Genomic DNA, 23,559 nt, shown 5'->3' on the forward strand with positions numbered 1-23,559 from the left:
CGCCGAGCCAGCCGCCGCCCACATTGACGGGATCGGGCGCGTGTCCTATTCGTCGGCGTGGCGGCTGAGGATCATGCGGGTGGGGGAATAGACCATCACGAGGTTGCCGTGCTGGTTGAAGACCTCATTGCGGGTCGTCACGATGCCGCGGTCACTCCGTGAGGTGAGCCGAGCGGCGGTGACCTCGGCGACGACCTGCAGGGTGTCGCCAACGAAGGTGGGCCCCTTCACCTCGACGGTCGCGCCGAGGTAGGCGATACCGGTGCCGGCGATCGCTCCGCCGCTGATGACGAGGCCCTCGGCCAGCGACATCACCAAGCTGCCGGGGACCAACCGCCCGCTGTAACCGGCGCGCTCTGAGGCGGTGGCATCCAGGAACAACCCCTCGCCGAACCCGAACTGGGTGGCGTACACCACCAGATCGGTCTCGGTGATCGTTCGCCGACTTGTGCTCCAGCGCTTGCCGATCGGATGCTCGTCGAACGTCCAGCCCCGGTGCGGCCGGGGCGGCAGGCCCGGAATTGTCGCGGTGCCGTCGTCGTCGTTGCCTTGATCATCGCTCATGTCGCCTCCCGGCTCTGAGTCTGGCAGTGCATGGGTCGGCGGTGCCATTGCGGGCGTTGCATCGTCTGGCAGTGCATGGGCTGACGGTGCCATTTCAGGCATTGCGTTGTCTGGCAATGCAGTGCATCCATCGTGTTGACTTGACCGTGTTGGCTTGACGTTCGCGACAGGGGACGACGATGAGCGACACGGTTCTGGATCGACCAGCACAAGAGATCGTTGACGACGACACGATCGAGCGGTTCCGCACCGACGGTGTGGTCGCGCTGCGCAACGTTGTCGACGTCGAATGGGTGGAACGGCTGCGCGGAGGCGTAGCCGACGAAATGGCCAACCCCAGTCCCACCGCGCACAACTACGCGTCCACCGGCTTCTTCGGCTCGCTGGATCTGTGGCGGTTTCACCCGTTGTTCGAAGAATTCGTCACCCAGTCCCGGCTCGGCGAGATGGCAGCCGCCATGTTCGGCTCGCCGGTGGTGCGCATGTACTACGACCAGCTCTTCGTCAAGGAACCCGGCTCCAGCCAGCCGGTGCCGTGGCACAACGACCAGCCGTACTGGCCGATCTCGGGCCGGCAGGTGATGTCGTTCTGGATTGCACTCGACACCGTCGATGCCACCAACGGCCGGGTCGAGTACGTCAGGGGCTCGCACGCCTGGGATCGCTGGTTCCAGCCGCGCACCTTCGCCCCGACGAACGCCCACGACTACGAGCGCAACCCCGATTACGAACTCATGCCCGACATCGAAGCCGACCGCGACAGCTACGACATCATCTCGTTCGATCTCCAGCCGGGTGATGCGGTGGCCTTCTGGGCGATGATCCTGCACGGCTCGCAGGGAAATTCGAACGAAGGCCGAGCACGGCGGGGCTATGCCGCCCGCTACATCGGCACTGACGTCCGTTACGACCCACGCATCGGCACTGCCCAGGTGCTGCACGTCGACGGGCTCGAGGCGGGTTCGCCCATGGAGCTCGATCGCTACCCCGTGGTCTGGCCCCGCTCAGGCTGAGCCGAGTTGCTAGACACTCTCTGCACTGACACAGGAGACCGCATGCATCTTCACGCGAGCCCCGACCAGATCGACGCCATCGCCGAAGGCGACCCTGACGAGCCGGTCGTGATGCTCAACCTGCTGAAGTACCGCGAGGTGGCCGAGTCGGGCCATGGTGTCGACGGGATGTCGGGCGAAGCCGCCTATCGCGAGTACGGCCGGCGCTTCGCGGAACTGCATCCGCGCTTCGGCGGCGAGCCCATCTGGATGGGACGTGCGGGCAACATCGCTATTGGCCCCGACGACGAGGACTGGGACATCGCGATTCTGGTGCGCTATCCCACCCGGTCGCAATTCGTCGCCATGTTCCGCGACCCCGACTACCACGCCATTGCGCCCATCCGGGCGGCCGCACTCGCGGACTCGCGCATCATCGAGACCACCCAGCTCTTGCCGAAGACCTGAGCCGCTATGCGTCGGCCCCAGTGTCGCTGTGAGTGCCGATTGAGCCGTTGACCGTCGACTGTCCCAGCAGCATCAGTCACAGCACGGCGACCCGGCCGCCGAGCGTCAGCCGCGTCGCTGCAGAACATCGGTCACAATGACGGCATGGATGACGAAGCGACGAGCGGCGCGTTGACGGCTTCGGACGGAGCCTTGGTGGCGAGTCACGCAGGCGCCGGCTACGAGATGATGGCGCCGATCATCGGCAGGGTTGCCGTGGCAGCACCGCCGGCCGATGTCTGGGCCGCCATCAGCCCGCCCGGCAACCTCCTCAACATCCACCCATTCTGCGAGCGCAACGAGATCAACGTGTGGGACGCCGCCGCCAGCCGCGACCACGTCTACTACTACAGCGGCGTCCATTACCAGCGAGAATTTGCCGACTGGTTCGACGGCGTCGGCTACGACTTGGTGCTCGGCCCGCCGCAGGCCCGTACGGCGCTTGTGCGCTGGCGCATCTCAGAGGCTGAGACCGGCAGCGACTTCAGCATCAAAGTGGTGGCACTGCTGCGCGACGACGTGTCGGCAGCCGAGCGAGAGCACTACGCCGAGCACATGATCCGCCGGCCGCTGCCGTCCTACCTCGACAGTGTCGTGCGCGGCACCGCGTACTTCGCAGAGACGGGTACGCCGGTCACGAAGAACCAGTTCGGGACGCACCCCATCTACTCGCCAATCGACTGAGCAGACCCTCGCACTCGCCGCCGGTCAGCTCACTTCGGCTCGGGCAGCTTCAGCAAGATCCGGGCGGCGGTTCGAGCCGCGTCCAGTGTCGGCACAAATCGGTTTCTCGGCACCTTCTCGAGTGCGTTCAGTGCGTGCAGGCTGGTCGCCGGCGGGCCACTGAGTCCCATCACGATGACTTCGGTTTCGCTCTCCACGGCCGTGCCGATGAGGTACTCCACCAGCATTGCCGCGCTGTCGTCGATGTACACCGTGTCGGTGAAGTCGATAATGACGACTTCGTGCTCGGCGATGTCCGCGCCCAGGATGTCGATGAGGCTCTTCGACGACGCCACCGTAAACGTGCCTCGGAGCGCGACCAGCCCGACCCGTGCCGAGAAATCGCCTGGCGTGGCCTCGTCTGCCTCGTTGGCATCTGCGCCCAGGAAGCTCACGTCGAGCAGTGGCACCGAGACGACGCTGTCGAGCTGGAGCCGTTCGAATTGGCGGGCGGCAGACATGGCCGCCACGATGAGCCCGATCGCCACCGCAGTGATCAGGTCGAGCACCACCGTCAGAACCATGGTGATGCCCATGATCATCAGATGCTCGCGCTGCACGTGGTGCATGCGTTTGAGGAACCGCCAGTCCACGATGTCCCAGCCCACCTTCAGCAAGATGCCGGCGAGCGCGGCCAGCGGCACCGATTCGACATAGCGTCCGGCGCCCAGCACGATGCCCAGCAGCACGATGGCACGCAGCGCGCCCGAAACTCGGGTGCTGCCGCCGGCCCGGATGTTCACCACGGTTCCCACGGTTGCCCCGGCCCCGGGCAGCCCGCCCACCAGGCCCGCGGCGATATTGCCCAAGCCCTGTCCGATGAGCTCCTGGTTGGGGTTGTGCCGCGTGCGTGTCATCGAGTCGGCAATCAGCGACGTCAGCAGGCTGTCGACAGCGCCCAGTAGCGCGAGCGTGACGGCGGGCTGCACCGCCGCGGCCAAGACCCCCAACGACAGCAGCGGTACCTGCAGATCCGGCACGCCCGAGGGAACTTCGCCGATGACCGGCGCGTCGCCGAGGAGGAGTACGCCCATCAGGGTTCCCACGGCAAGGGCCGCGAGCGTTGCGGGAAACCAGCGATGCAATCGGGCAGGCCAGAAGATGCACACGCCCAAACTGACCGCCGCAACGGCCACGGCGCTGGCATTGAGGTTCACGATGGCGTCGGGCCAGCCGCGCATGACGTCAAGCGGGCCGCCGCTGGAACCCTCGACGCCCAATGCCGGAAGCGTCTGCAGGATGATGATGATGATGCCGACACCCGACATGAAGCCCGAGATCACCGAGTACGGCGTGTAGGAGACGAAACGGCCGAATCGCAGGACGCCCAGCAGTGCCTGGATGACGCCTGCCATGACCACCACGGTGAGCGCTTCTTGAAGCGTCGAGGCATGTTCGGTGATGACGACCGCCATAGCCACGGCCATGGGGCCCGTGGGTCCGGAGATCTGCGAACGCGTGCCGCCGAACACGGCGGCGAAAAGGCCCAATGCGATGGCGCCGTACAGACCGGCCATCGCTCCGAGGCCCGAAGCCACACCAAAGGCGAGCGCGACCGGTAATCCGACGACCGCCGTGGTGACACCGCCGAAGATGTCACCGCGCAGCGTGCGCAGGTCGTACCCCCGAGCTCGCATCTGCCGCTCCCGAGATGGCCGTTTCCGCTGGTCAGCAGGAACGCCACCGGAACATTACGCGCGCAATATGAATAACGCTCACGAGATCTCAGCGCCGCTCAGACAGCTGTGGATTGCTCGTGATTGCCCTGCGGGTGCAGCGTCGACATCTGGATCGGCGGGACCGTCTCACATCGCGGCATCTTGCTGAGCGAAGTCGTGAGGGGACAACTAGGTTCCGCCGGCATGGGTGAATTCTGTTATGCGGAGCGCGACGGGCACTTGTTCGTCGTCACGATCAACCGGCCGGAGCGGATGAATGCGCTGCACCCGCCGGGCAATGCCGAGATGGCCGACCTCTTCGACGAGTTCCAGAACGATCCGGAGCTGTGGGTGGCCATCGTGACCGGCGAGGGAGACCGTGCCTTCTCGGCCGGCAACGACCTGAGGTATCAGGCCGAAGGCGGCGACCGCTCGGCGATGCCATCGTCGGGCTTCGGCGGGCTGACGTCGCGCTGGGACCTCGACAAGCCCGTCATCGCGGCAGTGAACGGCGTGGCGATGGGCGGCGGTTTCGAGATAGCGCTGGCCTGCGACATCATCGTCGCCTCGGAGAACGCGCTGCTGGCGCTGCCCGAGCCGAAGGTAGGTCTTGCAGCCTTGGCGGGAGGCGTGCATCGTCTTCCCCGCCACATCGGGCTCAAGCGCGCCATGAGCATGATGCTGACTGGTCGTCACGTGCCAGCGGCCGAGGCCAAGGAAATGGGCATCGTCGCCGACGTCGTTCCCCAGGGCGAGGCGCTTGCGTGCGCCCGCCGCTGGGCCGAGATGGTCCTTGAGTGCTCGCCGATGTCAATCCGGGCCACCAAGCAGGCAGCGATGCAGGGCCTTAACGAGGCCAGCGTGCAGGCGGCGCACGAGGGCCGGTACGAGGCGGTGCGAGCCATGAGCAACAGCGCCGACTACATCGAAGGCCCCCGCGCGTTCTCCGAGAAGCGCCCGCCCGAGTGGCAGGGCCGCTAACTCGCCGCCGAAGTCACTTGCTGCCGCGCAGCAGTATTGCCTAATCTGGCGAGTGCGAGTGCGCCGCCTTGGCGCTTCCCTGCTAGAGCGGTGTTTGGGACGGCGCACCGGCGCGTCAAGGTAGTCATGCGCCCGCGGTTCGGACCACTGGGTTTCTTCAGTCGGCGCCGGGTATCCAGCTCGTGCCGGCCAGCGGTACTTTGGCCATGGCCGCGGCCTCCACAGTGAGAGCAGCCAGGTCTTCGGGTTCCAGGTTCAGGACGTGCGATTTGCCGTTGGCGCGGGACAGGATCTGCGTCTCAATGGTGAGCACCTGCAGGTAGTTGGCGAGGCGGCGCCCGGCGAGCACCGGGTCGAGCCGGGCTGACAGGTCCGGGTCCTGGGTGGTGATGCCGGCGGGGTCGGTGCCGGCCTGGAAGTCCTCCCAGAATCCGGCTGAGGTGCCCAGCTCGCGGTACTCGGCCTCGTAGGCCGGGTCGTTGTCCCCGATGGCGATCAGTGCTGCGGTGCCGATCGAGGCAGCGTCGGCGCCGAGCGCCAGCGCCTTGGCAATGTCGGCGCCAGAGCGGAAACCCCCCGCCGCGATCAGCTTCACCTCTCGCCGGTGCACGCCGAGCTCGCGCAGGGCTCGGACGGCTTCGGGAATGGCGGCAATCGTCGGGATGCCGACGTGCTCGATGAACACGTCCTGGGTGGCGGCAGTGCCTCCCTGCATGCCGTCGACGACCACGGCATCGGCGCCGGCCTTCACGGCCAGCGCCGTGTCGTAGTACGGGCGGGCCGCGCCCACCTTCACGTAGATCGGCACCTGCCAGTCGGTGATCTCGCGCAGTTCGCCGATCTTGATCTCCAAGTCGTCGGGGCCGGTCCAGTCGGGGTGGCGGCAGGCAGAGCGCTGGTCGATCCCGGTGGGCAGCGTGCGCATCTCCGCCACCCGTTCGGTGATCTTCTGGCCCAGCAGCATCCCCCCGCCACCGGGCTTCGCCCCTTGGCCCACCACCACCTCAATGGCGTCGGCCATCCGGAGATGGTCTGGGTTCATGCCGTAGCGCGACGGCAGGTACTGATAGACGAGCAGCCCCGAGTGCTCGCGTTCCTCCATGGTCATGCCGCCGTCGCCGGTAGTCGTGGAGGTGCCGGCCGCGGAGGCGCCCCGTCCGAGCGCCTCTTTTGCCTCGGCAGACAGCGAGCCGAAGCTCATGCCGGCGATGGTGACGGGGACTTGCAGGTGTACGGGCCGCTCGGCCCGATCCTCGCCGATCACCACATCGGTGCCGCAGGCCTCGCGGTATCCCTCCAGCGGATAGCGCGACATCGACGCACCGAGGAACACCAGGTCGTCGAGGGTGGGCAAGCGACGCTTGGCCCCCCAGCCCCGGATGCGGTAGATGCCAGTGTTGGCCGCCCGGCGGATCTCGGCGATCACGTTGCGATCGAAGGTGTAGGACTCGCGCAGGTGCCAGTGTTCCGGGCCTGGTTCGGCGAACGGTTTCAGGTCGCGATCCGCGGCGGGCGGACGTGCTGACCCGTTTGCTGGCCTGCTTGTCTCGTCGTCACGGCTTGGCGCCCCGGTCATTGGCTTGCGTTCCCGTGCTCGCCTCGCGCTGCGGCTTCCAGCGCGGCCACATCGTCGACGGCGAAGTTGTACAGACGGCGGGCCGATCCGAACCGGCGGAATTCTTCTGCGAACACACCGCGGGTCTCGGGAGCTGCTGCGCCGAGCAGCCACGTCAGCAGCTCGCGGTGCTCAGACCGCATCTCCTTCTCGACGCAGTCGGCGCCCAGCGATTCCACGTTGCCTCGCACGAAGATCTGCGCCTCGTAGATGGAGTCGCCCAGGTCGGCGGCGGCGTCGCCGCAGACCACGAGATTCCCCGCTTGGGCCATGAACGCGCTCATATGCCCGACATCGCCGCCCACCACAATGTCGACGCCCTTCATGGAAATACCGCACCGGGCGCCGGCGTTTCCGCCTACCACCAGCAGGCCGCCGCAACCGGTCGCACCCGCCGACATCGTGGCGTTGCCGGTGATGTGCACCGTCCCCGACATGATGTTCTCGGCCAGGCCGGTGCTGGCATTGCCTTCCACCCGCACCCGGCCCTGCTGATGCATGCCGGCGCAGTAGTAGCCGACTGAGCCGCGCACCACCACCTCGATGTCTGCGGTGATCCCGCAGGCCACCGCATGCGCGCCGCGCGGGTTGATCACCTCAAACGACTCGCCGTCCGCGGCGTCGTGCAGTGTCTGGTTCAGCTCTCGCTTGGTCACCTCGGCCAGGTCAAAGGTCCGCATGGACCCGCTCATCGCTGCCACGCGATGGCCCGCGCGCGCGATCGCCCAGCGATGCCGTCGCGGCGGCGCGTGAGATCGACCGGCGTCTGGCGGCCTGTCACGCGGCCAGGCTCCAGGAATAGATGCGGGCCGGCTCGGGTTCCCACACTTGCGCGTCGGTTGCGCCCGGCAGGCGGGCAATGGCTCGGTATTCCGACGACATCGCCACCCAATCGTCGGTCTCGGCCACCACTGCCGGCTTGCAGGCGATGGGGTCGCGCAGGATCGCAAACCCGTCGGCCACGCCGATGGCGAAGGTGTAGAAGCCGTCTAGGTCGTTCAGCGCACCCTCGAGCGCTTCGGAGATGGCGTCGCCCGAGCGCATCCGCCACGACAGGTAGCCCGCAGCAACCTCGGAGTCATTCTCGGTCTGGAACGACTCGCCGTGGGCCTCCAGGAAGCGCCGCAGCCGGTTGTGGTTGGACAGCGAACCGTTGTGCACCAAGCAGGTATCGGCGCCGGTGGCGAAGGGGTGCGAACCGGCGGTGGTGATCGCCGACTCGGTGGCCATGCGGGTGTGGGCCAGAGCGTGCGTGCCAGTGCGCGACGCCAAGTCGTAGCGCTCGGCCACCTGGTCGGGGTACCCCACCGCTTTGTACAGCTCAATCTGGTTGCCGTAGGCCAGCACCGTCACGCCGGCAACGTTGTCGATGATCCACTGGCGAGCGGCCCGGCCGTCGCCATCGGTGGTGAACACCGCATGGTCGTGCACAGCTCGCACTGTTACCGACGCGCCCAGGGCCCGCTCCAAGGCCTCAGCGACGGGCGCCCAATCCACAGCCAACCCCTCGGCCAGCACGGTGATGCGAGTTTGGCCCGGAGCGCTGGCGTCGTACACGGCGAACCCGGCGCTGTCGGGGCCGCGGTCCCCCATCTCGGCCAGCATCAATTCGGTCAGCCGGCCCAGTTCGTGACGGTGGGCATCGGTTTTGCAGAACAGGCCCACGATCCCGCACACGACGCACCCCCCGGCTCGACAATCCCCGCATCCGTCTGTCCAGCCTCCCGCACCGTAGCGCCCCACCCCGCGTTTTCTGTCCAAAACCTTGACTACTGTCGGCGCGGGGAATGCCCGGTGTCGGCACGGCCGACCCGACCATGAGCGCCGGGCGATGACGCAGGGGGAGTGGCGTGAGTGACGGTGCCGATGCACTCGAGGAGATCCGCAGCAAGGCGGAGGCCGACTGCGTGGAGTTCATCTACGCCATGTTTGTGGAGATGCACGGAAAGCCGTGCGCCAAGTTGGTGCCGATCAGCGCCTTGGACGGCTTGATGGCCGACGGGGCCGGATTCGCGGGCTTCGCCGCCGGTCCGATGGGTCAAGACCCTTCCAGTCCTGACATCCTGGCGCTGCCCGACCCAGCGTCGTACACGCAGCTGCCCTGGCAGCCCAACGTTGCTGCGATGCAATGCGACCCCACCGTGGAGGGCGAACTGTGGCCCTATGCGCCGCGGGTGATTCTGCGCCGGGCGCTGGAAGCTGCGGCCGAGCGCAACCTCGTGCTCAAGTGCGGCGTCGAGGCCGAGTACTCCCTGGTGGTGCGCAACGAGGACGGCTCGCTCTGCGTGGCCGACGACCGCGACAACATGACCCTGCCGTGCTACGACGCCAAGGGCCTCACCCGGATGCTCCCGCACCTCACCGCAGTGTCGAAGAACCTCGATGCCATGGGTTGGGGCAACTACGCCAACGACCACGAGGATGCGAACGGCCAGTACGAGCAGAACTGGCTGTACTCCGACGCGCTCACCACGGCCGACCGGCTGATCTTGTTCCGGCTGATGGTGCACACCTTGGCCCAGCGCGACGGCCGCTACGCCACGTTCATGCCCAAGCCGTTCGCGGACAAGACCGGCAACGGGCTGCACACTCACCTGAGCCTGTGGACCGCCGACACCGACGAGCCGCTGTTCATCGGCAGCAGCGGCGGCGGTCCCGACACCAAGGGGCTGGGCCTGAGCGACCTCGCCTACAAGTTCGTGGGCGGGCTCATCCGCCACGCCCGCTCGCTGGTGGCCGTGGTGTGCCCGATCGTCAACTCCTACAAGCGCATGGGAGTGGGCGCGCCGACATCGGGCGCCACGTGGGCGCCTGCCTATGCGGTCTACGGCGGCAACAACCGCACCCAGATGATCCGCGTTCCCGAACCCGACCGGATTGAGGTCCGCCTCGGCGACGGGGCCGCCAACCCGTACCTGATGTTCGCGGCCTATCTGGCCTGCGGGCTCGACGGGATCGACAACGACATCGACCCCGGCGAACCCAACACCGACAACCTGTACGCCATGTCCGCCGAGGAGGTGGCGGCGAAGGGGATAGCGGTGCTCCCGCCCACGCTGCTGCACGCAGCCGACGAGCTTGCATCCTGCAGCGTTCTGGGCGCCGGCCTCGGTGAGACCGCCGAAGGCCCCTACCGCGACTACTTCGCGAAAGTGAAGCGCGATGAGTTCCTCGCCCACCACAGTGTCGTGACGGCCAGCGAGGTCGATCAATACCTCACGCTGTTCTGAAAGGATGAGTCCATGAGCGCATCGGATTCGGCACAAACAAGGGCGGCAGAGCGTGCGTCAGCGGTCGCCGACGCGATGGACGACATCGCCAAGATCGATGCGCACGGCCGGGAACACGGCGGCATCGATCGGTCAGGCATCGCACGCATCAAGGAACGGCTGCTCGAGCTGGCCACCCACACCGAATTGTTCCCATCGGAAGACTTCCCGCCGCCAGACGGCGAGCGCGGCTCGTTCAACTACCGGCTCGCCCAAAACGACGACGACACGCTGGCGTTGTATGTCCAGAGCGTCAGCACCGGCACGTCGGCACCGCCGCACGAGCACACGACGTGGGCGGTCATCGTGGGCATGCGAGGCCAGGAGCTGAATCGCTTCTACGACTGCTGTGCTGGTGAGGGCGAACCGAACGTCGAACGCGAGGAGATGGTCGAGCGCGGCACCGGCGTTGCCATGCTCGGCCACGACATTCACTCAATTCACATCGAAGGCGCGTCGACCAACTTCCACTGCTACGGCCTCGCGATGGAGGCGATGACGGGCCGTCGCTATTGGAGTGCCGAGCACGGCGAGTGGCGTATCTTCTCCGACGTGGCCAGCGTCGTCGAGGCCCGCCCGGGTTACCCGACAACAGCCGCTGCCTGAGCCTCCACCGGTGCGGCCGGGACCCGAGCAGCCTGTGGCCCGAGACAAGGAGCGACACCGTGAGAAGGTTCGCCCGTCAGCCGGCCTTGCCGCCCCTGTCGCGAGGGAAGTGTGATGGCTGACGTACGCACCGTCTCGGCGACTGAGCTGATGGAACGCCACCGCGGTCTGCTGCGCGGCGACGGCACGGAGCTGGCTCTGGTGGACGCCCGCGAGCCCACCGAGTTCACGCAGCGCCACCTGCTGTATGCCGCGAACCTGCCACTGAGCCATGTCGGACTTGAAGTCGCGGCGCGCATTCCCCGGCGCAGCGCGCCGGTGGTGGTGTGTGATGCCGGTGGGGGAGAGGCCGCGGCGGTGGCGCTCGAGCTCACCGTGCTCGGCTACACCGACACAACGGTGCTCGACGGCGGCATCGACGCGTGGGCGGCCGCGGGTGGCGAGCTGTATTCGGGCATCAATGTGCCCTCAAAGCTGTTCGGCGAGCTGGTCGAGGCGCACTTCGGCACGCCGCATGTCTCTTCGACGGAGCTGGCCGGCTGGCTGGCGGAGGGCCGCGACTTGGCGGTGGTGGACTCGCGGACCCGTCGCGAGTTCAACCGCATGAGCATCCCGACAGGCCGGTCGTGCCCCGGTGGTGAGCTGGTGCGCCGGGTGGGAGACCTGATCGGCGAGGGCACCACGGTGGTTGTCAACTGTGCCGGGCGGACCCGCAGCATCATGGGTGCGCAGTCGCTGCGCTCGGCTGGCTTGGAGCGGGTCGTCGCGCTGAAAGACGGCACGATGGGCTGGGAGCTGGCCGGGCTGCAGCTGGAACACGGCCGCGACGAGCAGGTTCCCGAGCCCGATGCGGAGGGCCGCGAGCAGGCACTCGTTGCGGCGGCGGCGGTGGCCGAGCGCTGCGGGGTTCGCACGATTGACCGTGCACAGCTTGACGGGTGGCTCGCTGACGTCACGCGCACGACCTACTTCATGGATGTGCGCACCCCCGAAGAATTCGCAGCCGGGCACTTGCCGGAGGCCACCGGTGCTCCCGGCGGCCAGCTGGTGCAGGCCACCGACGAGTACCTGGTGACGCGGGGAGCCAGGGTGGTGCTGGCAGACCATGACGGCATCGGTGCCACCATGAGCGCGTCGTGGCTCATCCAAATGGGCTGGGACGCCTGGGTGCTCGAGCCCGGCTGGCTGGCCAGCGCAGGCGGGCAAGATCTGGTTGCCGGCGGCAACGACGCCGCCGAGGCAGCGCTGCGCTCGCGCCAGCCGCCGTTGCCCTACGACCCCGAAGACGCTGAAGTCGCCCGCGCCGCCATGCAGGGCTACCTCGACTGGGAAATCGCGCTGCCCGACCAGTACGCCCGCGACGATCTGGTCGAATTCCGTTTCTGTTAGCGGCCTCATCGCGTCTACGCTTGCGGTATCGCGCGATACGAGCGAGACGGACCCGGGGCGCACGGCTCATTTTGTAGGTCCGGGTCCGTCCCGCCGGTATCGCAACGTAGTTGCCGATACCTTTTGACGAATCTCGATATATTTCGACCCCTACCAATTTGGGGCTGCTAGAGGTCGGCGAAGCGCTCGATGGTCTCGGCCCAGGCGCTGGCGTCGTCGGGCGTGGAGATCACGGTCTGCAATCCGGCCATCGGCGACACTGGCACGGCGATCCGGCTGACGCCGCGGCGGGCCAGCTCGGGGATTTCCTCGATGTCGGCGGGCAGCTGCACGGTGATCTCCAGCGCATCGGGGTCTCGCCCGCCCTCCGCAGCCGTCTGGCGAGCCAGATCGATGAGATCCCACGGCGCACCGCGAGCGGGGAAATAGCCGTCGCCGAGCCGTCCGGCTCGCCGTGCAGCCACCTTCGAATCGCCGCCCACGATGATCGGCACCGAACCGTTCACCGGCTGCGGCCGGCAGTACGCGGCATCGAAATTCACAAACTCACCGTGAAAGGTGGGTCGGTCGGCCGACCACAGCTCCCGCATGGCGGCCACGTACTCGTCGGTGCGGCGCCCGCGGTCGTCGAAGTGATCGCCGACCCCGATCGCTTCGAACTCCTCGCGCATCCAGCCGACGCCGATGCCCAGCAGCACCCGGCCGCCGGACATGTGGTCGAGCGTGGCGATCTGCTTCGCGCACACCACCGGACTGTGCTGGGGCACGATCAGGATGCCGGTGCCGAATTTGATGGTGGAGGTGACGCCGGCCATGTAGGCCATCCACATCAGCGGATCGGGCAGCAGCAGATCCTCGACGCCGCCGGCCATCTTGCCGTCGGGGCTGTAGGGGTACTGCGACTCATAGCCCGAGGGGATGACGGTGTGCTCTACCGTCCACGCCGATTCGAATCCGGCCGCTTCGCCCGCCTGCACCAGCTCGGCGGCGAACGTCGTATCCATGGCGAACTTGCCGGTGTTGCAATACCTGAGTGCGAATTTCATGCTGTTTGTCCCTTCGATGCAGGCCCCTCGCTCGGTGCCGAATTTGCAGTCTCGCGCGCAGCGTCACTCGTTGACCGCTCAACCGCTTCCTTCAGCGGTTACGCGGATCACCGCGTCAGCCATCGGCTTCGCCTCGTACCCGCGGTGACCGCTGCGGTGACCTGATCCAATACCGTGCCCTCGTCGCCCGCACCGGGTTCACTGCGCTCACCCGGCCGGCCTTGGAGCACCCATGCCGTACTTGCCACACGTCTCGGACATCTTCGACCCGTCGCGCTGGGACGCCGTTGACGGGTTCGATTTCACCGACATCACGTACCACCGCAGCGCCGAGCACGGAACCGTTCGCATCGCGTTCGACCGGCCCGACGTGCGCAACGCCTTCCGACCGCACACTGTTGACGAGCTGTACCGGGCGCTGGACCACGCCCGCATGACGCCTGACGTCGGCTGCATCCTGCTCACCGGCAACGGGCCGGCACCCGCGGACGGCGGCTGGGCGTTCTGCTCGGGCGGCGACCAGCGCATCCGGGGCCGTGACGGCTATCGCTACGCGGACGGCGAGACCGCCGCCGAGATCGACCCGGCCCGCACTGGGCGCCTGCACATCCTGGAGTGCCAGCGGCTTATCCGGATGATGCCCAAGGTGGTCATCTGCGTGGCGAGCGGCTGGGCTGCTGGCGGCGGCCACAGCCTGCACGTGGTGTGCGACCTGACTATTGCGTCCCAAGAGCACGCCCGCTTCCGCCAGACCGACACCAACGTGGCCAGCTTCGACGGCGGCTTCGGCTCGGCCTACTTGGCGCGCCAGATCGGTCAGAAGAAGGCCCGCGAGATCTTCTTCCTCGGCCGCACCTACACCGCTCAGGAGCGCTTCGATATGGGCGATGTGAACGCCGTGGTGCCCCACACTGAGCTGGAATCGGTGGCGTTGGAATGGGCTGCGGAAATCGTCTCCCGCTCACCAACGGCGCAGCGGATGGCCAAGTTTGCGTTCAACCTCATCGACGACGGCCTGGTCGGCCAGCAGGTGTTCGCAGGCGAGGCCACCCGCCTCGCCTACGGCACCGACGAAGCCGCCGAAGGGCGCGACGCATTCCTCGAAAAGCGAGACCCGGAGTTCGAGCAATTCCCCTGGCACTTCTGAATTCCGGGCTTGCTTTCCGAGAACTCCTCAGGCAGGGCGAAGACGCTGCATGAGCGTCACGTCGAGCCATCGGCCGAACTTTCGGCCCACCTCTCGCTCCACCCCGACGAGTTCGAATCCGTGCTTGGAGTGCAGAGCCACCGAAGCGGCGCCGGCATCTGCGATACGGGCGAAGACTGCGTGAAAGCCGTGCTCGTCGGCCAGCGCCACCAAATCGCCGAGCAGCAGGCTGCCAACACCGCGACCGTGATGATCGCGGTGGACATAGACGGAGTCTTCGACGCTGGTCGAGTACGCGGGCCGGGTGCGGTATGGCGACAGGCACGCCCAGCCCAGCACCGTGTCGCCGGGTTTGTCGTCGCTGCCGGTGTCGGGCACCGCCACGATGCAGGGGTAGGCACCTGAGTGGTCCCGCATCCACGCCGCTTGCTCCGCGTCGGTGCGGGCCACCATGTCGAACGTCGCGGTGCCTTCGGTGACCTCGCGGTTGTAGATCTCCGCGATGGCATCGGCGTCGGCCATTGTTGCCAGCCGGGTCCGCATGGCAGCGAAGCTATCGGGGGTCCACAGATACACTCCGGACCCCACACATGTCGGTGCAGGCCGCTCGAGTTGTGCGCCGATTTCGCCCCGTTAGCTCAGTAGGTAGAGCACAGCCATGGTAAGGCTGGTGTCGCCGGTTCGATTCCGGCACGGGGCTCGCCGAGCGAGGTCCTGGCGGGATAGCTCAGTTGGTCAGAGCGCACGGCAGCGGCGGCCGCTTGCGGTCGCCGCCGGTAGCGCAGCATCGTGAGGTCCTGGCGGGGAGCGCGATTGGTGGTGCTAGTAGGCTCTGCGTGCATATTTTGGCGGGATAGCTCAGTTGGTCAGAGCGCACGGCTCATAATCGTGAGGTCCTGGGTTCGAGTCCCAGTCCCGCTACCAGATCGCTTTGGACGCGACCCAGATCGCTGCCGGTAGCCTGTTGCGGCGGACATTCGCCAAGAAAGCCCGCACTAAGTGTCACCCGTGCATCGCACGCGATGCGCCGACGCTCAGGGCAGTAGCTCAATTTGGTAGAGCACCGGTCTCCAAAACCGGCGGTTGCGGGTTCAAGTCCCTCCTGCCCTGCGCATCCGCCAAGATTGGACCGTCAGCCGGGCGGATCGACCATGCCCAAGCCCCCGACAACAAGTCACTGAGAAAACAAGTCTCGAAGAAATAGAGGGTCGGAGACCTCCCCGATGGCCATGAACCGACGCACACGCCGTCACCTGCAGCGTCAGGGCGAGATGGGGGCTGACGGCGCGCCCGCGGGCAGGCGCGAGCGACGCCAGGCAGCGTCGGCGTCGCCCACTTCGGAGCGAGCTGGACCGGCCCAGTTCGTCGGCGAAGTGCGTTCCGAGCTCAAGAAGGTGATCTGGCCGACTCGCGCCGAGATCGTCAACTACTCGATTGTCGTGTTCATCACCATCGTCATCCTGACAGCGATGATCGCCGGATTCGACTGGATTCTGGGCGAAGGCGTCCTCCGCCTCTTCGACGTGAACTGACGAACTGCAGAACTGACCAACATGAGTGACGTGACCGAGACACCCGCAGAACCCGAGACTGATCCGATGGCGACCGCACGCCGGTTGCTGAGTTCTCAGACGGCAACCACGCTGATGGGTCCGGGTGCCGAGGCGACTGAATCTGCTGACGCCGCGGATGCCGCCGACGAGGGCGGATTCGTCGACGTGCTCACCGAGGATGAGCTGCTCGCCACCGAAGAGCCCGAGACCAAGCGGGTCTCGCCCTACGACCGACCAGGACGCTGGTTCGTCGTGCACACGCAGTCGGGCTACGAGAAGAAGGTCAAGCAGAACCTCGAAGCCCGTATCGGAACGTTCGACATGGAGGAGCAGATTCTCGAAGTCGCGATCCCGATGGAGGACGTCATCGAGTTCAAGGGCGGCCGCAAGGTCGTCGCCAAGAAGAAGGTCTTCCCCGGCTACCTGCTGATCCGTTGCCGTCCCAGCGACGAGGCCCACCACATGATCCGCAGCACGCCTGGGGTCACGGGGTACGCGGGTCCCGGCGGCAAGCCGTCGCCCCTGCGCCGCAGGGAGGTGGAGTCGTTTCTCGCCGAGCCCGACGACGGACCCGAGATGCCGCGCCGCACCAAGCCTTCAATGATCTTCGAGATCGACGAGGGCGTGCGCATCAAGGAAGGACCGTTCTCTGACTTCCAGGGTCAGGTCATCGAGATCAACGAGGAGCAGCTGAAGGTGAAGGTGCTCGTGAACATCTTCGGCCGTGAGACTCCCGTCGAGCTCGACTTCGTCCAAGTCGCAAAGATCTGAGCCCTCGCGAGGGCAATTTCATTCAGACCCGAGCCCCTGCGAGGGCAATCTCACTCAGACCCGAGCCCCTGCGAGGGCAATCTCACTCAGACCCGAGCCCCTGCGAGGGCGATTCCACAAGGAGCACCTGATGGCAGACAAGCCGGCAAGACCCGCGGCAGGCCGCAAGCGGGTCGCAGCGGTTGTGAAGATCCAGATCCCCGCGGGGCAGGCATCGCCGGCGCCGCCGGTCGGCACAGCGCTCGGCCCGCACGGCGTGGCGATCATGGACTTCTGCAAGGAGTACAACGCCAAGACGGAGAGCCAGCGTGGCACGGTCGTGCCCGCAGAGATCACCATCTTCGAGGATCGGTCGTTCACGTTCATTACCAAGACACCGCCGACCTCGGTGCTGCTCCGCCAGGCCGCCGGGCTGGAGAAGGCGGCCGAGAATCCTGGCCGCGAGACCGTGGCTCATATCACCCAGGCCCAGGTGGCTGAGATCGCCACCACGAAGATGCCGGACCTCAATGCCCGAGATTTCGAGAGCGCCAAGCTGCAGGTCATCGGCACGGCGCGGTCGATGGGCATCGAAGTTGCCGGTTGAGTCGCGGCGCAGCGCAGGAGACCCCCAAGATGTCAGCGAGTAGTTGCGCCGAGGCGACCCGACGGTACGACCGGCAGATGATGCACGAGCCCGCGATCTGAGTAGCGGCGCAGCGAAGGAGACCCCCAAGATGTCAGGCAAGAAATACGCCGAGGCGACCCGACGGTACGACCGGCAGATGATGCACGAGCCCACCCAGGCGATCGACATGGTGCGCACGCTTGCACCAGCGAAGTTCGATGAGACCGTCGACCTGTCGGTGCGGCTCGGAGTGGACCCGCGCAAGGCCGACCAGATGGTGCGCGGCACCGTCGCGTTGCCTTCGGGAACAGGCGGAGACGTGCGTGTCGCGGTGTTCGCACAAGGCGACGCCGCAGCAGAAGCCTCCGAGGCAGGTGCCGATGTCGTGGGCGGCGCCGACCTGGCCGAGCGTGTGGAGGGCGGCTTCACCGACTTCGACGTCGCGATCGCGACGCCGGACATGATGGGCGTGGTCGGCCGGCTGGGCAAGGTGTTGGGCCCGCGTGGCCTCATGCCGAATCCCAAATCCGGCACGGTCACGCCCGATGTCAGCAAGGCCGTGGGCGAGTTCAAGGGCGGCAAGATCGAGTACCGCACGGATCGGTACGGCAACGTGCATTTGGCGATCGGCAAGGTGAGCTTCTCTGCTGAGGACTTGAGTGCCAATCTCGAAGCGGTCATGGACGAGCTGGCGCGGGCAAGGCCGGCCAGTGCCAAGGGTCGCTACGTCCGCAAGATGGTTGTCTCGTCAACCATGGGCCCGGGCATCCACATCGACCCCACCACCTTCAACTAGCGGTGCACCGCCGGATCTTCCGGCAGTTGAATCGCCGGGAGCGGCCGGTAGCGTTTGCCACTCGACAACTTGCTCGCCGTAGAAAGCCGGTGGCTTCGGCCTGAAACCGGCCCTGTCTGAACCACGTTCAGGGGTTCGCCCGCCTCGGGTGAGCCATATGGGCCGGGCCCGATGAGGCGGACTGTCTTCCTGTGCGCGTCGGCGTCGGGGTGCGGTTCTGTCTGGTCTGCGGACCGGTGCCCAATCTGGGACCGGGAGCGATCCCACCGCCCGACAACATCACATGCCGCGGTCTCCCGCAGCATCCCGCAACACAGGAGGTCCCCATAGTGGCGACAGCAACAACCGCTGACGAACGCGCGCCACGGGCCGACAAGGTCGCCGTGGTGGACGAAGTCCGCGAGCGCTACAACGATGCCGAGGCGGTGCTGTTCACCGAATACCGGGGGCTGGACGTCACCGAGATGGCTGACCTGCGGGGCCGCCTTATCGATGCCGATTGCCGCTACAAGATCTACAAGAACACCCTGGTTCGCCTTGCGCTGTCCGACGATGCGCCGGCCGGGACGCTCGATCTGCTCGGGGGGCCGACAGCGCTGGCATTCTGCGGCAAGGACCCATCGGCGGCCGCGAAGGCCCTGCGCACGTTCGCGACTGAGCACGAAGCGCTGATCATCAAGGGCGGCGTGCTGGCGGGCACCCTGCTGAGCGACGCCCAAGTTCGCGACCTCGCCGACCTGCCGTCTCACGATGAGCTGATGGCGCAGATAGTCGGTGCATTGGCGGCGCCGTTGAGCTCGCTGGCATCGATGATGAACAACTTGATCGGCGAGATGTCCGGTCTTGTCCAAGCCCTGATCGACAAGACCCCCGACAGCCCACCGACCCCAGCCGAATCAGACCCGGCCGAATCAGACCCGGCCGAATCAGACCCAGCCGAATCAGACCCAGCCGAATCAAATACGGAGAACAACCAATGAGCACGTCCACCGAAGAGATCCTCGACGCCATCGGCAATATGACGGTGCTCGAACTCGTCGAGCTGAAGAAAGCGTTCGAAGAGCGCTTCGATGTCACCGCCGCGGCGGCCGTCCCGATGATGGTGGCAGCGGGTGCCGCAGGGGCAGACGGCGCCGGTGAAGCTGCCGAGGAGGCCGCCGACGAGGTCACCGTCACGTTGACCGCCATCGGCGACAAGAAGGTCCAGGTCATCAAGGAGGTGCGCTCGCTCACGAGCTTGGGTCTCAAGGAGGCTAAGGATCTCGTGGAGGCCGCCCCGAAGGCCGTGCTCGAAGGCGTGCCGAAGGTAGACGCCGACAAGGCCAAGGACGCCCTCGAGGCCGTCGGCGCCACCGTCGAGCTGTCCTGAACGGCGGCCCGGGAGCGTTTCTTCGAGCTGCGGTTGTGGCGCCCAGCGTTGCTGGGTAGCGTTGCCAACGCCGTGGCTCAGGTGGCCTCCCCATTCGCGCACCCACCAGTCCCCAGCATCGAAGCCCAACGGTGGGCTCCCTGTTTGCTGCGGACGCCTGCGACTGCGCGCGTTTCCGCCCCCTCGTTGCCTGCCGTGGGCAGTCGCCCGCGATCCATCCCGCACAACTGAAGCGCTAGGAGAGTCCGTTGTCGTCTCGTGTCGGCCGCGAACGCTATTCGTTCGGCAACCTCGACGAAGTCCTGGAACTCCCGGACCTCGTGTCTATTCAAAAGGATTCCTTCCAGCGATTCCTTGACGTAGGTCTCGCTGAGACCTTCGCCGATATCAGCCCCATCAGCGATTTCGGCGGGCACCTTCAGCTCGTCTTCTCGTTCGATCCTCACGATGAGGATCTTCGCCCGCCGCCCAAGTTCTCCGTGGAGGAGTGCAAGGAACGCGACATGACCTACTCGGCGCCGATCTTCGTGCGCGCCGAGTTCAAGAACGCCCATACCGGTGAGGTCAAAGCCCAGACCGTGTTCATGGGCGACTTCCCGATGATGACGCCCAAGGGCACGTTCATCATCAACGGCACGGAGCGGGTGGTGGTGAGCCAGCTCGTTCGCTCGCCCGGCGTCATCTTCCAGCCCGGTGAGCGCTACCGGCTGCGCAACATGTCGAAGCACCAGCTGGTGACGGCGACAATTCACCCCTACCGGGGCGAATGGATCGAGTTCGACGTTGAGCACAAGCCGGGCAAGGACCCCACCGCTGGCAGCCGGGTGGCGCGCAAGCGCCGCCTCAGCATCTTCTCGCTGCTGCGAGCCCTGGGCTACGGCGAAGACCGCTACCCCGGACTGCTCGAGCGCTTCGTCGAGCATTTCGACTTCCTTGAGCCGCAGTGGGAGAAAGACCGCCACGTCGCGACGACCCAGGAAGAGTCGGTCATCGAGTTGTACAAGCGGGTCCGACCCGGAGAGATGGCGACTGCCGACGCGGCGAACAACTACTTCCAAAATGCGTTCTTCGACGACCGCCGGTACTCGCTGTCCAAGGTCGGCCGCTACAAGCTGAATCGCAAGCTCGGGCCTGAGCTCGACCGCGTGTCGGAGCTGTTCGGCCTGGACTTCGTCGATCCCGATGACCCGCGGGCACTCGAGCATCCCGAGCTGATCCGTCCCGATCCCGACTCGACTGTGCTTACCCGCAGTGAAGTCCTGGCCACGGCGAGCTATCTGCTGCACTTGGCGAACGCCGAGCCTGGCTACCGGCTGGACGACCAGGATCACTTCGCCAACCGCCGCATCCGCTCCGTCGGCGAGCTCATCCAGAACCAGGTGCGCATCGGCCTCAGCCGCATGGAGCGGGTCGTGCGCGAGCGCATGACCACCCAGGACGTCGAGGCCATCACGCCGCAGACGCTGATCAACATCCGCCCGGTGGTGGCAGCCACCAAGGAGTTCTTCGGCACCAGCCAGCTCAGCCAGTTCATGGACCAGGTGAACCCGCTGTCGGGCCTCACCCACCGCCGGCGCCTCTCCGCGCTCGGTCCCGGCGGTCTGTCACGGGAACGTGCCGGCTTCGAGGTGCGCGACGTCCACTTCAGCCACTACGGCCGGATGTGCCCCATCGAAACGCCAGAGGGTCCCAACATCGGCCTGATCGGTGCCTTGGCCACCTTTGCCCGCGTCAACGAGTTCGGCTTCATCGAGTCGCCGTACCGGGTCATCCGTGACAGTAAGGCCACCAGCGAAGTGCGTTATCTGACCGCGGACGAGGAAGAGGAGTTCGTCGTCGCGCAGGCGAACGCGCCGCTCGAACCCGATGGGTCGTTCCGCAATCCCCGCGTGCTCGTGCGCAAGAGCCCCCAAGGCGCCAACTTGGAAGATCTGCGCTTGCAGATGGAGCGCGACACGTACTTTGCGGCCACTACCGAGATCAGCTACGTGCCGGCGTCCGAAGTCCAGCTCATGGACGTCTCGCCGAAGCAGATCGTGTCGGTAGCCACCGCCCTGATCCCCTTCCTCGAGCACGACGATGCCAACCGGGCGCTCATGGGCGCCAACATGCAGCGCCAGGCGGTGCCGCTGCTGCGGGCCGAGGCGCCCTACATCGGCACCGGCATCGAAGGCTTGGCGATGGCCGATGCTGCCGAAATGGTGCTTGCCGAGGTCGAAGACGACATGGGTGAGCGTCACGGCATCGGCGGTGAGGTCATCGACGTCGCCGGCGACTATGTCGCCATTGCCGGAGATGACGGCAAGCGGCACGAGTTCCCGCTGCTCAAGTTCCGACGCTCGAACCAGGACACCTGCATCAATCAGAAGGCACTCGTGCGCGTCGGTGATCGCGTGGAGCCCCAGGCAGTGATCGCTGACGGGCCGTCCACCGATCACGGCGAGCTGGCGCTGGGCAAGAACCTCCTCGTGGCCTACATGGCCTGGGAGGGCTACAACTACGAGGACGCCATCATCCTCTCCGAGCGTCTGGTGAAGGACGACGTGCTCACGTCGATCCACATCCACGAGTACGAGATTGACGCCCGCGATACCAAGCTGGGGCCCGAGGAGATCACCCGAGACATCCCCAACCTCGCCGACGACATCCTCGCCGACCTCGACGAACAAGGCATCGTGCGCATCGGCGCCGAGGTCGAGCCGGGCGCGGTCCTGGTGGGCAAGGTCACCCCCAAGGGCGAGACCGAGCTCACCCCTGAGGAACGGCTCCTGCGTGCCATCTTCGGCGAGAAGGCCCGCGAGGTGCGCGACACCTCGCTCAAGGTGCCCCACGGCGAGAACGGCGTCGTCACCGACATCCGGGTGTTCAGCCGCGACAACGACGACGAGCTGCCGCCCGGCGTGAACCAGCTCGTGCGCGTCTACGTCGCCCAGAAGCGAAAGATCAGCGTCGGCGACAAGCTCGCCGGCCGCCACGGCAACAAGGGCGTGATCTCGAAGATCCTCCCCGTCGAGGACATGCCGCACCTCGCCGACGGAACGGCCGTCGACATCATCTTGAGCCCGCTGGGCATACCGAGCCGCATGAACGTCGGCCAGGTGCTCGAGGCACATCTGGGCTACGCGGCCCGCTGGGGCTGGAAAGCCACCGGCGAGAACGGCCATGCCGAGATGATCGGCAATGAGCCGGTCAGCAATACCGCGCGCAAGACCCGCCCCACCACTGAGCCGTCGGTGTTCATCGCGACGCCCGTGTTCGACGGCGCGCGCTGGGACGAGGAGGAAGCCGCTGGGCGGCACCCCACCATCCAGCAAACGCTCGAGAATCTGCGGCCCGAGTCGGTGACCGGCGACCGCCTCATGACCCGCTCGGGCAAGACGGTGCTCTTCAACGGACGCACCGGCGAGGCCTACGACGAGCCGATCATGGTCGGCTACAGCTACATCTTGAAGCTGGCGCACCTGGTCGACGACAAGATTCATGCTCGCTCGACCGGGCCGTACTCGATGATCACCCAGCAGCCGCTGGGCGGCAAGGCGCAGTTCGGCGGCCAGCGCTTCGGCGAGATGGAAGTGTGGGCACTCGAGGCCTACGGGGCCGCCTACTGCTTGCAGGAGCTGCTCACCATCAAGTCCGACGACGTGCTGGGCCGGGTCCGTGTCTACGAGGCGATCGTCAAGGGCGAGAACATCCCCGAGCCCGGCATCCCCGAGAGCTTCAAGGTGCTCATCAAGGAGATGCAGGCGCTGTGCCTGAACGTCGAGGTGATGTCCACAGCAGGACAGCAGATCGACATCCAGGGCCTCGACGAGGACGTCTTCCGCGCCGAGGAATCGCTGGGCATCGACATCAGTCGCCCTGAGCGCGGCACCGACGAGGAAGACGAGCTGCGTCGCCAGCGCATCTGAACAACGCATGGCACCCAGCAGCCGCAACAGCACCCCAAGAACTGCCACGACACACACA

22 protein-coding genes and 3 tRNA genes are annotated in these 23,559 nt (G+C 66.4%); 18 read left to right on the forward strand and 7 right to left on the reverse strand.

Features of this window, described 5'->3' with window-relative positions:
- Positions 1-45 precede the first annotated feature (45 nt).
- Positions 46-564, reverse strand: a complete 519-nt coding sequence (locus ACOOF5_RS07285) for a MaoC family dehydratase (protein ID WP_420437850.1) — start codon at positions 562-564, stop codon at positions 46-48.
- A gap of 179 nt (positions 565-743) precedes the next feature.
- On the opposite strand from ACOOF5_RS07285, the gene ACOOF5_RS07290 reads away from it, so the two are divergent.
- The 3 genes from ACOOF5_RS07290 to ACOOF5_RS07300 all read left to right on the forward strand — a co-directional run bounded on the left by ACOOF5_RS07290 (position 744) and on the right by ACOOF5_RS07300 (position 2,747).
- Positions 744-1,577 (forward strand): phytanoyl-CoA dioxygenase family protein, encoded by an 834-nt coding sequence (locus tag ACOOF5_RS07290; RefSeq protein ID WP_420437851.1) that lies wholly within the window; start codon positions 744-746, stop codon positions 1,575-1,577.
- A gap of 42 nt (positions 1,578-1,619) precedes the next feature.
- Complete coding sequence (locus ACOOF5_RS07295) at positions 1,620-2,024, forward strand: DUF1330 domain-containing protein (RefSeq protein ID WP_420437852.1); 405 nt, start codon at positions 1,620-1,622, stop codon at positions 2,022-2,024.
- Between the two features lie 144 nt (positions 2,025-2,168).
- Complete coding sequence (locus ACOOF5_RS07300) at positions 2,169-2,747, forward strand: hypothetical protein (RefSeq protein WP_420437853.1); 579 nt, start codon at positions 2,169-2,171, stop codon at positions 2,745-2,747.
- Between the two features lie 29 nt (positions 2,748-2,776).
- Here the strand turns inward: ACOOF5_RS07300 and ACOOF5_RS07305 are convergent, their stop codons facing one another.
- Complete coding sequence (locus tag ACOOF5_RS07305; protein ID WP_420437854.1) at positions 2,777-4,423, reverse strand: SulP family inorganic anion transporter; 1,647 nt, start codon at positions 4,421-4,423, stop codon at positions 2,777-2,779.
- Positions 4,424-4,648: 225 nt separating this feature from the next.
- On the opposite strand from ACOOF5_RS07305, the gene ACOOF5_RS07310 reads away from it, so the two are divergent.
- Positions 4,649-5,425 carry an enoyl-CoA hydratase-related protein gene (locus tag ACOOF5_RS07310; RefSeq protein WP_420437855.1) on the forward strand — a complete coding sequence of 259 codons (777 nt, stop codon included), beginning with the start codon at positions 4,649-4,651 and terminating at the stop codon, positions 5,423-5,425.
- Between the two features lie 157 nt (positions 5,426-5,582).
- Here the strand turns inward: ACOOF5_RS07310 and ACOOF5_RS07315 are convergent, their stop codons facing one another.
- From ACOOF5_RS07315 to ACOOF5_RS07325, 3 genes are all read right to left on the reverse strand, one after another.
- Complete coding sequence (locus tag ACOOF5_RS07315) at positions 5,583-7,001, reverse strand: FMN-binding glutamate synthase family protein (RefSeq protein ID WP_420437856.1); 1,419 nt, start codon at positions 6,999-7,001, stop codon at positions 5,583-5,585.
- Positions 6,998-7,720 carry a hypothetical protein gene (locus ACOOF5_RS07320; protein ID WP_420437857.1) on the reverse strand — a complete coding sequence of 241 codons (723 nt, stop codon included), beginning with the start codon at positions 7,718-7,720 and terminating at the stop codon, positions 6,998-7,000. Before ACOOF5_RS07320 ends, ACOOF5_RS07315 begins: the two co-directional genes overlap by 4 nt.
- A 97-nt stretch (positions 7,721-7,817) precedes the next feature.
- Positions 7,818-8,717 carry a class II glutamine amidotransferase gene (locus tag ACOOF5_RS07325; protein WP_420437858.1) on the reverse strand — a complete coding sequence of 300 codons (900 nt, stop codon included), beginning with the start codon at positions 8,715-8,717 and terminating at the stop codon, positions 7,818-7,820.
- A 173-nt stretch (positions 8,718-8,890) separates the two neighbouring features.
- On the opposite strand from ACOOF5_RS07325, the gene glnT reads away from it, so the two are divergent.
- From glnT to ACOOF5_RS07340, 3 genes are all read left to right on the forward strand, one after another.
- A complete protein-coding gene (gene glnT / locus ACOOF5_RS07330; protein WP_420437859.1) occupies positions 8,891-10,270 on the forward strand; it encodes a type III glutamate--ammonia ligase in 1,380 nt (459 codons plus the stop codon).
- A gap of 12 nt (positions 10,271-10,282) precedes the next feature.
- Positions 10,283-10,915, forward strand: coding sequence for a cysteine dioxygenase (locus tag ACOOF5_RS07335; protein ID WP_420437860.1), 633 nt, complete (start codon positions 10,283-10,285; stop codon positions 10,913-10,915).
- Between the two features lie 114 nt (positions 10,916-11,029).
- A complete protein-coding gene (locus ACOOF5_RS07340; RefSeq protein ID WP_420437861.1) occupies positions 11,030-12,304 on the forward strand; it encodes a rhodanese-like domain-containing protein in 1,275 nt (424 codons plus the stop codon).
- A 167-nt stretch (positions 12,305-12,471) separates the two neighbouring features.
- Here ACOOF5_RS07340 and ACOOF5_RS07345 read toward each other — a convergent pair whose 3' ends face one another.
- Positions 12,472-13,350: an LLM class F420-dependent oxidoreductase gene (locus ACOOF5_RS07345; protein WP_420437862.1), complete on the reverse strand. Its 879-nt coding sequence runs from the start codon at positions 13,348-13,350 to the stop codon at positions 12,472-12,474.
- A 232-nt stretch (positions 13,351-13,582) separates the two neighbouring features.
- Between ACOOF5_RS07345 and ACOOF5_RS07350 the strand changes: the two genes are divergently transcribed.
- On the forward strand, positions 13,583-14,497 hold the full coding sequence (locus ACOOF5_RS07350; RefSeq protein ID WP_420437863.1) for a 1,4-dihydroxy-2-naphthoyl-CoA synthase: 915 nt from the start codon (positions 13,583-13,585) through the stop codon (positions 14,495-14,497).
- A 27-nt stretch (positions 14,498-14,524) separates the two neighbouring features.
- Here the strand turns inward: ACOOF5_RS07350 and ACOOF5_RS07355 are convergent, their stop codons facing one another.
- Positions 14,525-15,040, reverse strand: a complete 516-nt coding sequence (locus tag ACOOF5_RS07355; RefSeq protein WP_420437864.1) for a GNAT family N-acetyltransferase — start codon at positions 15,038-15,040, stop codon at positions 14,525-14,527.
- Between the two features lie 84 nt (positions 15,041-15,124).
- Here ACOOF5_RS07355 and ACOOF5_RS07360 point away from each other — a divergent pair.
- From ACOOF5_RS07360 to ACOOF5_RS07405, 10 genes are all read left to right on the forward strand, one after another.
- A tRNA-Thr gene (locus tag ACOOF5_RS07360) sits at positions 15,125-15,197 on the forward strand.
- Positions 15,198-15,344: 147 nt separating this feature from the next.
- A tRNA-Met gene (locus ACOOF5_RS07365) sits at positions 15,345-15,421 on the forward strand.
- Positions 15,422-15,533: 112 nt separating this feature from the next.
- A tRNA-Trp gene (locus tag ACOOF5_RS07370) sits at positions 15,534-15,607 on the forward strand.
- Between the two features lie 113 nt (positions 15,608-15,720).
- Entirely contained in the window at positions 15,721-16,029 is a 309-nt protein-coding gene (secE, locus tag ACOOF5_RS07375) for a preprotein translocase subunit SecE (RefSeq protein ID WP_420437865.1), read from the forward strand.
- Between the two features lie 21 nt (positions 16,030-16,050).
- Positions 16,051-16,821, forward strand: a complete 771-nt coding sequence (nusG, locus tag ACOOF5_RS07380; protein WP_420437866.1) for a transcription termination/antitermination protein NusG — start codon at positions 16,051-16,053, stop codon at positions 16,819-16,821.
- Positions 16,822-16,951: 130 nt separating this feature from the next.
- Positions 16,952-17,407: a 50S ribosomal protein L11 gene (rplK, locus tag ACOOF5_RS07385; protein ID WP_420437867.1), complete on the forward strand. Its 456-nt coding sequence runs from the start codon at positions 16,952-16,954 to the stop codon at positions 17,405-17,407.
- Between the two features lie 130 nt (positions 17,408-17,537).
- The gene (gene rplA / locus ACOOF5_RS07390) at positions 17,538-18,224 is read left to right on the forward strand and encodes a 50S ribosomal protein L1 (RefSeq protein ID WP_420437868.1); all 687 of its coding nucleotides are present in this window, start codon (positions 17,538-17,540) and stop codon (positions 18,222-18,224) included.
- Between the two features lie 329 nt (positions 18,225-18,553).
- A complete protein-coding gene (gene rplJ / locus ACOOF5_RS07395; RefSeq protein ID WP_420437869.1) occupies positions 18,554-19,204 on the forward strand; it encodes a 50S ribosomal protein L10 in 651 nt (216 codons plus the stop codon).
- Complete coding sequence (gene rplL / locus ACOOF5_RS07400; RefSeq protein ID WP_420437870.1) at positions 19,201-19,593, forward strand: 50S ribosomal protein L7/L12; 393 nt, start codon at positions 19,201-19,203, stop codon at positions 19,591-19,593. The genes rplJ and rplL overlap by 4 nt, the downstream gene beginning before the upstream one ends.
- A gap of 248 nt (positions 19,594-19,841) precedes the next feature.
- Positions 19,842-23,501 carry a DNA-directed RNA polymerase subunit beta gene (locus tag ACOOF5_RS07405; protein WP_420437871.1) on the forward strand — a complete coding sequence of 1,220 codons (3,660 nt, stop codon included), beginning with the start codon at positions 19,842-19,844 and terminating at the stop codon, positions 23,499-23,501.
- Positions 23,502-23,559: the final 58 nt, after the last annotated feature.

Origin of the sequence: Candidatus Poriferisodalis sp. (assembly GCF_965214215.1) — a bacterium.
GTDB lineage: Bacteria > Actinomycetota > Acidimicrobiia > Acidimicrobiales > Poriferisodalaceae > Poriferisodalis.

Coding starts and splice junctions, on each gene's coding strand:
- ACOOF5_RS07285 (WP_420437850.1), bottom strand. CDS start 564: ATGAGCGATGATCAAGGCAACGACGACGACGGCACCGCGACAATTCCG.
- ACOOF5_RS07290 (WP_420437851.1), top strand. CDS start 744: ATGAGCGACACGGTTCTGGATCGACCAGCACAAGAGATCGTTGACGAC.
- ACOOF5_RS07295 (WP_420437852.1), top strand. CDS start 1,620: ATGCATCTTCACGCGAGCCCCGACCAGATCGACGCCATCGCCGAAGGC.
- ACOOF5_RS07300 (WP_420437853.1), top strand. CDS start 2,169: ATGGATGACGAAGCGACGAGCGGCGCGTTGACGGCTTCGGACGGAGCC.
- ACOOF5_RS07305 (WP_420437854.1), bottom strand. CDS start 4,423: ATGCGAGCTCGGGGGTACGACCTGCGCACGCTGCGCGGTGACATCTTC.
- ACOOF5_RS07310 (WP_420437855.1), top strand. CDS start 4,649: ATGGGTGAATTCTGTTATGCGGAGCGCGACGGGCACTTGTTCGTCGTC.
- ACOOF5_RS07315 (WP_420437856.1), bottom strand. CDS start 7,001: ATGACCGGGGCGCCAAGCCGTGACGACGAGACAAGCAGGCCAGCAAAC.
- ACOOF5_RS07320 (WP_420437857.1), bottom strand. CDS start 7,720: ATGCGGACCTTTGACCTGGCCGAGGTGACCAAGCGAGAGCTGAACCAG.
- ACOOF5_RS07335 (WP_420437860.1), top strand. CDS start 10,283: ATGAGCGCATCGGATTCGGCACAAACAAGGGCGGCAGAGCGTGCGTCA.
- ACOOF5_RS07340 (WP_420437861.1), top strand. CDS start 11,030: ATGGCTGACGTACGCACCGTCTCGGCGACTGAGCTGATGGAACGCCAC.
- ACOOF5_RS07345 (WP_420437862.1), bottom strand. CDS start 13,350: ATGAAATTCGCACTCAGGTATTGCAACACCGGCAAGTTCGCCATGGAT.
- ACOOF5_RS07350 (WP_420437863.1), top strand. CDS start 13,583: ATGCCGTACTTGCCACACGTCTCGGACATCTTCGACCCGTCGCGCTGG.
- ACOOF5_RS07355 (WP_420437864.1), bottom strand. CDS start 15,040: ATGCGGACCCGGCTGGCAACAATGGCCGACGCCGATGCCATCGCGGAG.
- secE (WP_420437865.1), top strand. CDS start 15,721: ATGGCCATGAACCGACGCACACGCCGTCACCTGCAGCGTCAGGGCGAG.
- nusG (WP_420437866.1), top strand. CDS start 16,051: ATGAGTGACGTGACCGAGACACCCGCAGAACCCGAGACTGATCCGATG.
- rplK (WP_420437867.1), top strand. CDS start 16,952: ATGGCAGACAAGCCGGCAAGACCCGCGGCAGGCCGCAAGCGGGTCGCA.
- rplA (WP_420437868.1), top strand. CDS start 17,538: ATGTCAGGCAAGAAATACGCCGAGGCGACCCGACGGTACGACCGGCAG.
- rplL (WP_420437870.1), top strand. CDS start 19,201: ATGAGCACGTCCACCGAAGAGATCCTCGACGCCATCGGCAATATGACG.